The sequence below is a fragment of the Embleya sp. NPDC005971 genome (assembly GCF_040629175.1).
Classification (GTDB): domain Bacteria; phylum Actinomycetota; class Actinomycetes; order Streptomycetales; family Streptomycetaceae; genus Embleya.
The window spans coordinates 98,470-111,740 of the sequence record NZ_JBEXUX010000035.1; the positions used below are offsets into that span (position 1 = coordinate 98,470).

Below are 13,271 nucleotides of genomic sequence, written 5' to 3' on the forward strand. Positions count from 1 at the left end.
CTGACCGAGAAGACGAGGGCCCGCCCGCATGAGCGACCGGAGCGACGAACGTCAGCCGTACACCGGCGGCTCCGCCGAGCCGGACGACGGCGCGCACGACGATCCCTACCGGGGTCGGCCGCCCGCCGACCCGTACCTGCAGCAGTACGTCGATCCGTACGGACAGCCGGCCGATCCCTATGCCGCGCAGCCGCCGGATCCGTACGCACGGCCGGGTGAGCCGGGATACGTCGACCCGAACGCCCCGCAGCCGGGCTACGGTGAGCCCGCGGCATACCCGCAGCAGGGTTACTCCGGGCAGGGCGGCTACGGCTCCGGGCCCGAGGCGGGCTACGGGGATCCGTACGGCTCCGGATCCAACGCGGGCGGCTACGACCCGTACGCGCAGCAGCAGCCGCCTCCGCAGCAGCAGCAGCCCGACCAGGGCGGCGGCGCGTGGTTCCGGGACGAGCTGAGCGATCCGCCGGCGAACGACCCGTACGTGGGCGTGGACGAGCTCTTCACCCCCGAGGCCCCGGCCCGGTACGACTCGGGCGGCCAGTACGCGGGTGACCAGTACTCGGGCGGCCAATACTCGGGCGGGCAGCACGACCCGTCCTCGCCGTACGACCCGTCCGCCCAGTCACAGCAGTACGGCGGCGGCGGATACGGCTCGGGCGACCCGTACCAGCAGCAGCACCAGGCCCCGCCGGCGCAGAACTACCAGCAGCCACAACAGCAACACCAGCAGCAGGTGCACCAGCAGGCGTACGTGCCGCAGCAGCCGAGCCCGCAGCAGGGGCAGGGCGGCTGGGGCGACTACGACCGGCCCGGCGGCTGGCTGATGGACCAGACGCTGACCGGCATCAACCTCGGCCTCGCCGGCGACATCGCGGGCATGCCCTCGTACACCGAGGCGTATCAGCGCTACGAGACCCAGCACCGGGCCGAGGCGGCGGCCGCGTCGATGTCCGCGAGCGCGGTCCTGGACGCCCCGCCGGTCCCGCTGAACCCGTCCACGTCGCCCGTCTACCGGATGCCCGGTTCGGGCGCCGAGGAGCGCATGGCCGGCATCCCGGTCGGCGGCGAGGGCAAGAAGGGCAGCAAGCTCGGCGGGATAATGCGGTCCTCCGCCGTGATGGCGGCGGGCACGATCGTGTCCCGGATGACGGGCTTCGCCCGCAACCTGGTCGCCGCGGCGGCGCTGGGCACCGCGGTGCTGGCCAACACGTACAACGTCGCGAACACGATGCCGACGCTGCTGTACATCCTGGTCGGCGGCGGCGCGCTGAACGCGGTCTTCGTCCCGCAACTCGTGCGCGCGATGCGCCAGGACGACGACGGTGGCGAGGCGTACGCGAACCGCCTGCTGACCCTGGTGATGAGCGCCCTGCTCGCCCTGGTCGTGCTGGCCTGGTTCGGCGCGCCGTTGTTGATCAGGGCGTTCGCGAACTCGCTGGCCAAGTACCACCAGGACTACGAGCTCGCGATCACCTTCGCGCGCTATTGCCTGCCGATCATCTTCTTCATGGGCCTGCACGTGTTGTTCGGCCAGATCCTCAACGCGCGCGAACGTTACGGCCCGATGATGTGGACCCCGGTCCTGAACAACATCGTCATCATCGCCACGTTCGGCCTCTACATCTGGGTGGCCGGCACCCAGAAGAACACCGGGCAGAACTCGGACACCATCACCCCGGACGAGATCCGCCTGCTCGGCCTGGGCACGCTGCTGGGCATGGTCGTGCAGTCGATGGCGATGATCCCGTATCTCAAGGCGGCCCGGTTCCGGTTCCGACCGCGCTTCGACTTCCGCGGCTCCGGGATGGGCAAGGCGCTGGGGCTGGCGAAGTGGACGTTCCTGTTCGTGCTCGCGAACCAGGCCGGCTACCTCGTGGTGACCCAGCTCGCGACCGCGATCGACACCAACGCGCGCAACGAGAACATCCACTTCGGTGTCGGCTTCACCGCGTACAGCAGCGCGCTGCTGATCTGGCAGTTGCCCCAGGCGGTGATCACCGTGTCGGTGATGACGGCGATGTTGCCGCGGATGAGTCGGGCCGCCGCCGACGGCGACCTGGCCAGCGTGCGCGGCGACATCTCCTCCGGGTTGCGCCTGTCGGCGGTGGCGATGATCCCGTGTGCGGCGATCTTCGTGGCGCTGGGCCGGGACATCGGCGGGTTCATCTTCGCCCCGACCGGCGAACAGAGCGCGCACTGGATCGGCTACATGCTGATGGCGCTGGGGCTGGGCCTGATCCCGTACTCGGCGCAGTACGTGCTGTTGCGCGGGTTCTATGTGTACGAGGACACCCGTACGCCCTTCCTGAACACGGTGTGGATCGCGGGCGCCCAGGCGGCGTTCGCGGGCCTGGCGTTCGTCGCGCTGCCCACCAAGTGGGCCGGTGTCGGCATCGCGGGCGGCTACAGCCTCGCCTACCTGGTGGGCGTGGTGCTGGCCGCACAGCGGCTCAAGAAGCGGCTCGGCGACCTGGACGGCCGACGGGTGACCCGGACCTACACCCGGCTGCTGATCGCCGCCGCGTTCGGTGGCGTCGCGGCGTTCTTCGTGGCCCGGGTGTGCACGGGTCACTTCGGCTCGGGCATGGGCGGCTCGGCGATCGCGGTGGGCGCGGGCATCGTGACGATGTTCGCCGTGTTCTTCGTCGCGGCCAACCGGATGCGGGTCGAGGAGATGACCGCGATGACCGGGATGATCAAGGGCCGGCTCGGCCGCTGACCGCCGGCTCGACCCCGGACGGACCCCCGCCCGCCGCGTTCCCGCCCCGGGAATTCGGCGGGCGGATCGCTGTGGGATGTACCACCATGGGCGAGTGAGGGTGTGCCGGACACCGAAACGGGGGTAAAGCTCCCCTTACGCCGGTCTCGGTTTCCTTACGGATCTTGCCATGAGGCAACCCGAACCGGGGTTCGAGAGTCTCATGGTGTGTAGAGGTTGTCCCTGACCAACGGCCCGAGATGCCTCACCTCTACGATGAGTACGCCGACAAGGAGGATGAGGCCGAGGTGACGGACCGAACCGCAGGATCCGTCGACCTAGCGACGGACGAGGCAAATCCCGTACCGACAAAGGTTTCTGACACCGAGTCGGGTGAACTGGTCGGTTCGGACGGCAAGATCTCCGCACACACCACCACGGTTGTGCCCGTCGGCGTCGAGCCCGAACCCGATGCGACCGAAGAAGTCGGATCCGGGATCGCCGCCTCCGCCGAGGCCGGCACGGCAACCGGTGGATCCGTGAACGGCGGTTCTGCGAACGGCGATTCGGCCGAGACCCAGGTCGGGGCCGCGGACGCCACGCACGTCGCGGACGATGCCGCCGAAGCCCCCTCCGGGGACGTGCCGGCCGCAGCCGCGAACGACGCGGCCGAGGACGAACCGGCAACGCACCAAAGGGCGAAGCGCACCAAGCCCACCGCGACCACCCCCCGGGCCGGCACGCCGAGCGAACCCGAGCCGGCCGCGCAAAAGACCACCGGGTCCGAGTCGGCCGAGCCGGCGCCCGCCGCGGCACCCGCCCCGCCGCGAGTCAGTCGCGGCACCCGACTGGCCGACCGCTACCGGCTCGAACACCGCCTGTCGCAGAACGGCCGCAGCGAGACCTGGCGCGCCGTCGACGAGAAGCTCCGGCGCGCGGTGGGCGTGCACATCGTGCCCGCCGGCGGGGAGCACGGCCGGGCGGTGATCGCCGCGGCCCGCGCCGCCGCGCTGATGGGCGACCCGCGCTTCGTCCAGGTGCTCGACTGCGCCGAACAGGACGGCCTGATCTATGTGGTGAAGGAGTGGCTGCCCGACGCGGACAACCTCACCAAGGTCTTCGAGAGCGCGCCGCTGCCGCCGCACGAGGTCTACGAACTCTCCCGCGCGATCGCCCAGGCGATGTCGGTGGCGCACCGGGCCGGCCTGTCGCACCTGCGGCTCACGCCGGAGAACGTGCTGCGCATGCACACCGGCCAGTACAAGATCGTCGGCCTGGCGGTCGAGGCGGCCCTGTACGGGCACGACACCACCGACGCGGCCCGCGACGACACGCACGCGGTCGGCAGGCTCATGTACGCGGCGCTGACCCGGCGTTGGGTCGAGGGCACCGAATACGGCCTCCAGGCCGCCCCGTTCACCGGCGGCAGGCTGTGCGCGCCCGGCCAGATCCGGGCCGGCGTGGACGACACGCTGGCCGCGCTGACGATGCGCGCGCTGGGCCACGAGGTCAAGCACGAACCGGCGTTCGGGACACCGGGCGAACTGTCCGCGGCGATCGGCGCGATCCCGGAGATCCATCCGCCCGAGCAGGGCGAGATCGTCGGCGGCCCCGAACAGGACGAGTACCCCGTCTACACGCCGACGCCGACCCGGACGGTCTACACGTCGGGCGGCTACAACGGTGGTTCGAACGGCACGATCCGTCCCCCGGTCGCACCGCCGCCCCCGCTGGGCGGCCGGTTCGGCGCGGCGGTCAAGGGCGCGGTCGCGGTGCTGGTGGTCCTCGCGATCGTGTTGGTGACGTGGCAGGTGGCCAGCCATGCGGGCGACGGGGAAGAGAAGGAAGGGCCGTTGAAGCGGCAGAGTGGCGCGTCGAACTCGCCGACCGAGAAACCGCCGACGCCGCCGACCACGAAGGAAGTCCCGCCGAAGACCGGCACGGAGATCTCGATCGGCGGCGCACCGACCGACGCCGAAAACGTGGTGAAGACCCACGACGGCAAGCGCGAGACCTACTGGCAGACGAACATGATGAAGGACGGCCCGAAAGTCGACTACAACGGGCGCACGGGATACGGGATCGTCTACGACCTCGGTGAGCCGATGGACGTACGAGGCGTGAACATCGCGCTCGGTGCCGGTGGGCCGACCACCACCATCACCCTCAAAGCCGCACCCGGCGCCGGATCGACGATGCCGACGAACCAGGACGCCTACAAGGTCACCATCGGCAGCAAGTCGACCGACGGCACCCAGTTGAACATGACCGGCGACAACCCCACCAAGACCCGCTACGTGCTGGTGCTGATGACCGCGATGCCCAAGGTCCTGCAAGACGTCGACGGCTACCACATCTACACCCCCGGCCATCAGAACGCCTGGCGCGAAGTCACCTTCACCGTCAACGATTGACCCCCTCCGGGCGATCGAGGCGAACCCCTCTGCGACCGGCCGGCGGCCCGTGCCAGGATGACCCCGGGCCCAGGGGGAGGTAGGCAGGCGGTGAGCACCGAGCAGACCGGATCGGCGTATGCGGATGTCACCGACGCCGATCTGCTCACCCGACACTCCGCCGGCGACCCCGACGCGTTCGGCGAAGTCGTGCGTCGGCACCGCGATCGGCTGTGGGCGGTGGCGCTGCGCACGCTGGGGGACCGCGAGGAAGCCGCTGACGCCCTCCAGGACGCCCTGGTGTCCGCCTACCGTGCCGCAGGTCGGTTCGAGGGCCGCGCGGCCGTCACGACGTGGCTGCACCGGATCGTGGTGAACGCCTGCCTGGACCGGGCCCGGCGTCGCGCCGCCCGGCCGGCCGTACCGCTGCCCGAGGACCTCGACCAGCGGCTGCCCGCGCCCGTCCAGGAGGACCCGGCGATCCGCGGCGAGACCCGGGCGGCGGTGCTCGCCGCACTGGCCACGCTGCCGGCCGAGCAGCGGGCCGCGCTGGTGCTGGTGGACATGGAGGGCTACCCCGTCGACGAGGCGGCCCGGATCCTCCGGGTCGCCTCGGGCACCATCAAGAGCCGCTGTGCCCGCGGTCGCGCCAAGCTGCTGCCGCTGGTGCGGCACCTGCGCGAGGCGGGACCGCCCCGACCGGCCGGGAACCCCGGAGCCGGACAATCCGTCCCATCGACGGACGACCGACCGGGAACGGGCGATCCGGCCCCCGACGCGGGCGGCACGAGCATGGAGGGAGGTGGCACACGATGAGCGGGCACATCGACGTCGAGGTGCTGTCCGACCTCGTCGAAGGACTGCTCACCCCGGAGCAGGCGAGCGCCCTGGACGCGCACCTGGCCGAGTGCGCCGAGTGTCGCGACACTCGGGACGCGCTGGCCGAGGTCCGCGAGTTGCTCGGCGGGCAGCCGGTCGAGCCGATGCCGGCCGACGTGATCGCGCGCATCGACGACGCGCTCGCGCTGGCCGCGCTCCCGCCCCCGCGACCCGCCGAGGCACCGTCCGTGGGGATGCCCTTCGGCGGTCCCCCCGCGCAGGCGCCGCCCGCCGCGCCGCACCCGCTCGATCACAACGTCGTCCCCCTCGACGCCGCCCGCCGACGGCGGCGTCGCGGCCCGCTGCTGCTCGCGGCGGCCGCGGTGGCGGCGGTGGCCCTGGGCGTCACCGTCGTGGTGGGCACCGGCGGCGACGACAAGTCCGCCGGAAAGCCGGCCGCCGCCCGGGACCGGTCCGCCGCGTCCGCACCGGAGCCCGGCAAGTCCGCGTCGTCCGGCAAGGCGGACGAGCGACCGGGCGCCGCGAACTCGGAAGCACAACCGCCGCTGAAGCCGTCCATCGCGGCCCCCCGGGAGTACACGGCCGCCGGACTGCCCGACCAGGTCTCGCAGTTGTTGCGCCGCACCGCCGCGACATCCCTGGGCGACCTGCCCGGGTGCGTCGCCGCCGCGGTCGGACCGGACGCCGCCCGGGCGCTGGCCGTCGACAACGGCAGCTACGCCGGCAAGCCGGCCTGGGTGGTGGTCCTGAACGGCCCGAGTGCCGACCGGGTCCGGGTGTACATCGTGGACGCGTCCTGCTCGACGCAACTCTCGACCGGCCCGTCCGGCCCGCTCACCGGCTCCGTATTGCTCGCCACGGTGGTCCCCCGGGGGTGATCCCCGGCACGCCTTGCTCGCGGCATTGGGACCCGGGAATGGTGCGCACCTAGGATCCGTTGTCGAACGAGACACCGCATCTCATCGGGGCGCGGGGCTCGCAGACCCGCACAGCCGACGCCGGCCACGGCACGAGGCTCGACAAGGAACCAGGAAAGGCTCAGCGTGAGCGACGTCCGCAACGTGATCATCATCGGATCGGGTCCGACCGGGTACACGGCCGCCGTCTACGCAGCACGCGCGGACCTGAAGCCGCTGGTCTTCGAAGGCGCCGTCACTGCGGGCGGCGCACTGATGAACACCACCGAGGTCGAGAACTTCCCCGGCTGGCCGGACGGCATCATGGGTCCGGATCTGATGGACAACATGCGCAAGCAGGCCGAGCGCTTCGGCGCCGAGCTGATTCCGGACGACGTCGTGGCGGTCGACCTCACCGGCGACGTCAAGACCGTCACGGACGGCGCGGGCACCGTGCACCAGGCGCACGCGGTGATCCTGGCGACCGGTTCGGCGTACCGCAAGCTCAACCTCCCCAACGAGGACGCGCTGTCCGGCCGGGGCGTCTCCTGGTGTGCCACCTGCGACGGCTTCTTCTTCCGGGACCAGGACATCGCGGTGGTCGGCGGTGGCGACTCGGCGATCGAGGAAGCCACGTTCCTGTCCCGCTTCGCCCGCTCGGTGACCGTCATCCACCGTCGGGACGAGCTGCGCGCGAGCAAGGCGATGCAACATCGGGCGTTCGCCGACGAGAAGATCTCGTTCGCGTGGAACAGCGAGGTCGCCGAGATCGTGGGCGACGGCAAGCTCGCCGGCGTCAAGCTGCGCGACACCGCCACCGGCGAACTGCGCGACCTGGCGGTGACCGGCCTGTTCATCGCGGTCGGCCACGACCCGCGCACCGAGTTGCTGCAGGGTCAGATCGAGCTGGACGACGAGGGCTACATCAAGGTCGACGCGCCGACCACGCACACCAACCTCACCGGCGTCTTCGCGGCGGGCGACGTCGTCGACCACACCTACCGGCAGGCGATCACCGCCGCCGGCACCGGGTGCGCCGCCGCCCTCGACGCCGAGCGCTACCTCGCCTCGCTCGCCGACGGCACCGGCGCCTGACCCACCCACTCGTCCGTAACGTCCTTCCACCCGAGCACACCGAGGAGCAACCATGGCCGGGGCCACCGTCACCGTCACCGACAAGACCTTCGACACCGACGTCCTGATGAGCGACAAGGCAGTGCTCGTCGACTTCTGGGCGGAGTGGTGCGGCCCGTGCCGCCAGATCGCCCCGGCGCTGGAGCAGATCGCGGACGAGAACGGTGAAACGCTCACCGTCGCGAAGCTGAACATCGACCAGAACCCGGAGATCACCACCCGCTACGGCGTGCTGTCGATCCCGACCCTGCACGTCTTCAAGGGCGGCGAGATCGTCAAGACGATCGTCGGTGCCAAGCCGAAGGCGGCATTGCTGCGCGAGCTCGCCGAGTACGTCTGAGTCGACCCGTTCGACGCGGCGGCCCACGGGCATACGAAGGGCGCTTCCCGGAACCGGGGAGCGCCCTTCGCGCGTGTCAGGGCGTATCGACGGCCGGCGGGCGACCCACGGCGGCAGATCGTCCGCTCGGGCCGGAATCCGGGCCCCGAGAGCCCCACTCCGGTACGGGAAGCACCGTATGCGCGCGTACGATCGAGTGTTGCGTCAAAACTCGGGAGGACTTCTTTCCATGACCATGCAGCGGCGGTACCGACGCGGTGACACCGGCCCCGCAGTGGCCGAGATCAGGTCCAAACTGGTGCTGCTCGGCCTCCTGCCCGCCGGTGCCCATGCCGTCGTCGGCAGCGGCGACGCGAGCGGCCAAGGCGGCTACGCGGACGCGGTGTTCGACGACTCCGTGGACCTCGCCGTCCGGCATTTCCAGCAGCAGCGCGCGATGACCGTGGACGGCATCGTCGGCCCGGAGACCTACCGTCACCTCGACGAGGCACGATGGCGCCTCGGCGACCGCATGCTGTCCTACTCGATCGGTCACCCGACGGTCGGGGACGACGTGGCCACCCTCCAGCAGCGGCTGCTCGACATGGGCTTCGACTGCGGCCGGGTGGACGGCATCCTGGGCCAGGCCACCGAACGCGCGCTGCGCGAATTCCAGCGCAACTACGGACTCGGCGCGGACGGCACGTGTGGACCGGCCACGTTCCGAGCCCTCGACCGGCTCGCGCGCACGGTCGTCGGCGGGCAACCGCACGCGATGCGCGAGTCCGAACTGCTGCACCGCTCCGGCCCCTCGCTGGCCGGCAAGACCGTGGTGATCGACCCGGGGCACGGCGGCGCGGATCAGGGCGTGGTGGCGCACGGGCTGAGCGAGGCCGAGGTGGTGTGGGACCTCGCCCGGCGACTGGAGGGCCGACTGTCCGCCCTGGGCGTCCAGGCGTACCTCACCCGCGGCCTGGACTCCGACGGCGTCGGCGAGGAGGACCGCGCGGCCTTCGCCAACGCCACCGACGCGGACCTGGTGATATCCCTGCACGCGGACCGCAATGCGAGCCCGCGGGCCAGTGGCGTCTCCAGTTACTACTACGGCAGCGGCAGCGACCGGTACGGGCGACGCTCGCCGACCGGAGAGCACTTCGCGAGCCTGGTACAACGCGAACTCGTGGCCCGCACCGGCCTGGTCGACGGCCGGACGCACGGCAAGGCGTGGACACTGCTCCGGCGCACCCGGATGCCCGCCGTGCGCATCGAACTGGGCTACCTCACCAACGCGGACGACGCGGCCCGACTGGCCGACTCGGAATTCCGCGACCACGCCGCCGAGTCGATCGTGGTGGCCCTCCAGCGGCTCTATCTGCCGCCGGACGAGGACGTGCCCACCGGCATGTTGCGGCTGCCCGTCTTCACCTGAGCCGACCGGCCCTGGCCCTCGCCCGAGCGAGCACCGACTCGTCGAGCACAACCCGATCCACCGGCCGGCGTGAGCCCAGCGGCAGCGCATGGACCGGAATCGCGGGCCCACCCGGCGCCCACGGCGCCCGGCCGGGCATCCGGGAACGCGGGGATTCGCCGAGCAACCCGCCGACGAATCCGCCGACGGCACCCACGCCCAGACCCGCGACGATCCAACGCATCGACCTCATCGGCCCTCCAGGGGTGCCACGTTTCACGTGAAACGTGCGCGCGGAACCCGGCCGCAGCCGAGCCGGCGGCACGTTTCACGTGAAACACAAGCAAGGAAGGGGCTCGCGGTCAACGACCGCGAGCCCCTTCCCGGGTGTTTCCCGTGCCGACTACGGCACCAACACCGAGGATTCCGCGCCGTCCACGGACGCCTCGTCCGCCGCCTCCGCGCCCTCGCGCACCGGCCCGGCCTGGCCGGGCACCTCGGGCTCCGACAACCGCTTGGCGAAGTGGTCGCCCTCACCGGGCGCCATCGACGCCAGGATGCGTTCCAGGTCCTCGATCGACGCGAACTCGACGACGATCTTGCCCTTCTTCTGTCCGAGGACGACCTTCACCTCGGTCTCGAAGCGGTTCTTGAGTCGGTCCGCGAGCTGGTTCAGCGCGGGCGCGACGATCCGGCCCGCGCGCGGCTTGTGCGCCTTGGACTTGGCCGGTCCCTCGTTGTTGATCGAGCGGGCGATCTCCTCGACGGTCCGCACCGTCATGCCCTCGGCGATGATCCGCTTGGCCAGCTTGATCAACTCGTCGGGGCGTTCTTCCAGCGCCAGCAAGGCCCGTGCGTGTCCGGCCAGCAACGTGCCCGCCGCGACCCTCGAGCGCACCTCCATCGGCAACTTCAACAGCCGCATCGTGTTGGTCAGATGCGGCCGCGAGCGACCGATGCGATCGGCGAGCTCCTCCTGCTTGCAGTCGAACTCCTCCAGCAACTGCTGGTAGGCCAGAGCCTCTTCCAACGGATTGAGTTCGGAGCGGTGCAGGTTCTCCAGGAGCGCGTCGAGCAGCAGCTTGTCGTCGTTGGTCACCCGGACGATCGCCGGAATGTGGGTCAGCCCGGCCAGCCGGGAAGCCCGCAACCGCCGCTCGCCCATCACCAGTTCGTAGGTGCCCTCGTTGGTCGAGCGGACCACGACCGGCTGGAGCACCCCGACTTCCCGAATCGACTGGACCAGCTCGGCCAGCGCCTCCTCGTCGAACACCTCGCGCGGCTGGCGCGGGTTCGGCACGATCAGGTCGACCAGGAGTTCGGCGTAGAGCGCGGCCGGTGCGGTCGGTTCGGCCTTCGGCGCATCCTGCACCGGGACCGAGGTCGGCGACAGGGCCGACTCGTCCGTCGCTATCTCCGCCATCTTGCGCAGGGTCGCCGCCGCGGAGGAGGACGGCTTCAACGGTCGGGCCGGGATGAGCGATTCGAGGCCCTTGCCCAGTCCTCTGCGTTGTCCGCTCATACTTCCTCCTTCGCCTTCGCCACACCGCGCAGCGCCATCTCCCGAGCCGCTTCAAGATACGACAACGCCCCGGTGGAGCCCGGATCGTAGGTCATCACCGTCTGCCCGTAGCTGGGCGCCTCGGAGATGCGTACCGAGCGCGGGATCGCGGTGGGCAGCACCTCGTCCGGGAAGTGGTCACGCACCTCCTGGGCCACCTGGGAGGCCAGCCGGGTGCGCGCGTCGTACATGGTGAGCAGGATGGTCGACACGGCCAGGTTCGGATTCAGGTGCGCGCGGACCAGTTCCACGTTGCGCAACAGCTGCCCGAGCCCCTCCAGCGCGTAGTACTCGCACTGGATCGGGATGACCACCTCGGCGCCCGCCACGAGCGCGTTGACCGTCAACAGGCCGAGCGAGGGCGGGCAATCGATCAGGATGTAGTCCAACGGCTGTTCGTAGGACGCGATGGCGCGCTGGAGCCGGCTCTCCCGGGCGACCAGCGAGACGAGTTCGATCTCGGCACCGGCCAGGTCGATCGTCGCCGGAGCACAGAACAGGCCCTCGACGTCGCGTACCGGCTGGACGACCTCGGCCAGGTCGCGGCCCTCGACCAGCACCTCGTAGATCGACGGTGTGCCCGCGTGATGGTCCACCCCGAGTGCCGTGGAGGCGTTGCCCTGCGGGTCGAGGTCTATCACCAACACCCGGGCGCCGTGCATCGCCAACGCCGCCGCGAGGTTCACGGTCGACGTGGTCTTGCCCACGCCACCCTTCTGGTTCGCGACCACCATGACCCGGGTGCGCTCCGGGCGTGGCAGCCCCTCCGAAGCACGACCCATCGTCTCGACGGCCTGTCGGGCCGCTCGGGCGATGGGCGTGTCTTCGATACCGGGTGCCTCTGTTTCACGTGAAACGTCGACGACGGCACCCACTCGGGGCGCCGGCATCGAGGCTGTCGGATACTCGGACGGCAACGGTCCACTCTCCTCTCCTGCCGCGGCGACATGGGAACTCGGGCCGACGGAATGACCACGCACTGCGGCGGCACCCTCAGAGGGTGTCACGTTCCGGCGCGCCTCAGGTGAGTAGAAGCGTTTCCACGGAAGGCGTTTCACGTGAAACACGATCCCGGGTGCGGCGATGGCGCGACGCGCACGACACACCCCGAGCGGGCAGGAACGGCGTTTCAGCCGTCCGGCCCAACCCGGCGACGCACTACTTTCCGGGACGCCGCCTGGTCGCCTTCGCGGCCCGTCGCGCCTTGGCCGCCTTGGACTCCTTGGCCACCACGGTGCCGATCCGGACCCGGACGACGGTGGTCAGCGGGTCCACGATCCCGGCACCCGCGTGCGCGACCGTCCAGGACACCGCGCCGAGCTTGCGCAAGTCCGCCTCGGACTCCAGGAGTTCCTCGGCGGCCGAGTCGCCCTTGAGCGCGAGCATCTCGCCGCCGGAGCCGAGCAGCGGCAGACCCCACCCGGCCAGCTTGGCCAGCGGCGCCACCGCTCGTGCGGTGACCACGTCGGCGGAGGTACGGCCGCGCAGTTCCTCGGCGCGCCCGCGCAGCACCTCGACGTTGTCGAGGCCGAGTTCCTCGACCACCTCGTCGAGGAACGTGGTGCGCCGCAGCAGCGGCTCGACGAGGGTGATCCGCAGATCCGGCCGCACCAGCGCGAGCGGAATGCCCGGCAGGCCACCGCCCGAACCGACGTCGTGCACGATCGCGTTCTCCGCGATCAATTCGGCGACCACCCCGCAGTTGAGCAGGTGCCGCTCCCAGAGCCGGCCGACTTCGCGTGGGCCGACCATGCCCCGGCGTACACCGGGCCCGGCCAGCAGATCGGCATAGCGGATCGCGCGGTCCAGGTTGGCACCGAAGAGGCGACCTGCCGCCTCCGGCGCCTCGGGCGCGCGCTCGTCCACCGGCGGGTCGGGGGTCGTGTCGTCCTGACGTTTCACGTGGAACATCATCCCAGGAACGGCGCCGGCCCCACCCGTGACGGGTGGCCCGCGCCGGTACGTGGACCTGGCAAAGAAGCCTCTGTCGTTGGCCGCCGCGGCGGCCGCGGCCGAGTCGAT

10 protein-coding genes and 1 pseudogene are annotated in these 13,271 nt (G+C 70.9%); 7 read left to right on the forward strand and 4 right to left on the reverse strand.

Annotation, left to right across the window (positions count from 1 at the left end; translation table 11 throughout):
• The first annotated feature begins 28 nt into the window (after positions 1-28).
• The 7 genes from murJ (at position 29) to ABZ374_RS28045 (ending at position 9,709) form a co-directional block, all read left to right on the forward strand.
• Entirely contained in the window at positions 29-2,719 is a 2,691-nt protein-coding gene (gene murJ / locus ABZ374_RS28015) for a murein biosynthesis integral membrane protein MurJ (RefSeq protein WP_360315800.1), read from the forward strand.
• Between the two features lie 518 nt (positions 2,720-3,237).
• Positions 3,238-5,112 (forward strand): protein kinase family protein, encoded by a 1,875-nt coding sequence (locus tag ABZ374_RS28020; protein ID WP_360315802.1) that lies wholly within the window; start codon positions 3,238-3,240, stop codon positions 5,110-5,112.
• Positions 5,113-5,169: 57 nt separating this feature from the next.
• The gene (gene sigM, locus ABZ374_RS28025) at positions 5,170-5,907 is read left to right on the forward strand and encodes an RNA polymerase sigma factor SigM (RefSeq protein WP_360315804.1); all 738 of its coding nucleotides are present in this window, start codon (positions 5,170-5,172) and stop codon (positions 5,905-5,907) included.
• A complete protein-coding gene (locus ABZ374_RS28030; RefSeq protein WP_360315806.1) occupies positions 5,904-6,809 on the forward strand; it encodes a zf-HC2 domain-containing protein in 906 nt (301 codons plus the stop codon). The genes sigM and ABZ374_RS28030 overlap by 4 nt, the downstream gene beginning before the upstream one ends.
• A gap of 165 nt (positions 6,810-6,974) precedes the next feature.
• On the forward strand, positions 6,975-7,922 hold the full coding sequence (trxB, locus tag ABZ374_RS28035; protein ID WP_360315808.1) for a thioredoxin-disulfide reductase: 948 nt from the start codon (positions 6,975-6,977) through the stop codon (positions 7,920-7,922).
• 52 nt (positions 7,923-7,974) lie between these two features.
• Positions 7,975-8,301: a thioredoxin gene (gene trxA, locus ABZ374_RS28040; protein WP_360315810.1), complete on the forward strand. Its 327-nt coding sequence runs from the start codon at positions 7,975-7,977 to the stop codon at positions 8,299-8,301.
• Between the two features lie 229 nt (positions 8,302-8,530).
• Positions 8,531-9,709 (forward strand): N-acetylmuramoyl-L-alanine amidase, encoded by a 1,179-nt coding sequence (locus ABZ374_RS28045; RefSeq protein ID WP_360315813.1) that lies wholly within the window; start codon positions 8,531-8,533, stop codon positions 9,707-9,709.
• Here ABZ374_RS28045 and ABZ374_RS28050 read toward each other — a convergent pair.
• The 4 genes and pseudogenes from ABZ374_RS28050 to rsmG all read right to left on the reverse strand — a co-directional run bounded on the left by ABZ374_RS28050 (position 9,702) and on the right by rsmG (position 13,160).
• Positions 9,702-9,941, reverse strand: a complete 240-nt coding sequence (locus tag ABZ374_RS28050) for a hypothetical protein (RefSeq protein WP_360315816.1) — start codon at positions 9,939-9,941, stop codon at positions 9,702-9,704. The two genes, ABZ374_RS28045 and ABZ374_RS28050, sit on opposite strands and share 8 nt — an antisense overlap.
• 150 nt (positions 9,942-10,091) lie before the next feature.
• Positions 10,092-11,210 carry a ParB/RepB/Spo0J family partition protein gene (locus tag ABZ374_RS28055; RefSeq protein ID WP_360315819.1) on the reverse strand — a complete coding sequence of 373 codons (1,119 nt, stop codon included), beginning with the start codon at positions 11,208-11,210 and terminating at the stop codon, positions 10,092-10,094.
• 20 nt (positions 11,211-11,230) lie between these two features.
• Positions 11,231-12,139: pseudogene (locus tag ABZ374_RS28060) on the reverse strand (ParA family protein); the annotation flags it as partial.
• A gap of 268 nt (positions 12,140-12,407) precedes the next feature.
• Complete coding sequence (gene rsmG, locus ABZ374_RS28065) at positions 12,408-13,160, reverse strand: 16S rRNA (guanine(527)-N(7))-methyltransferase RsmG (RefSeq protein ID WP_360315837.1); 753 nt, start codon at positions 13,158-13,160, stop codon at positions 12,408-12,410.
• Between the last annotated feature and the right edge of the window lie 111 nt (positions 13,161-13,271).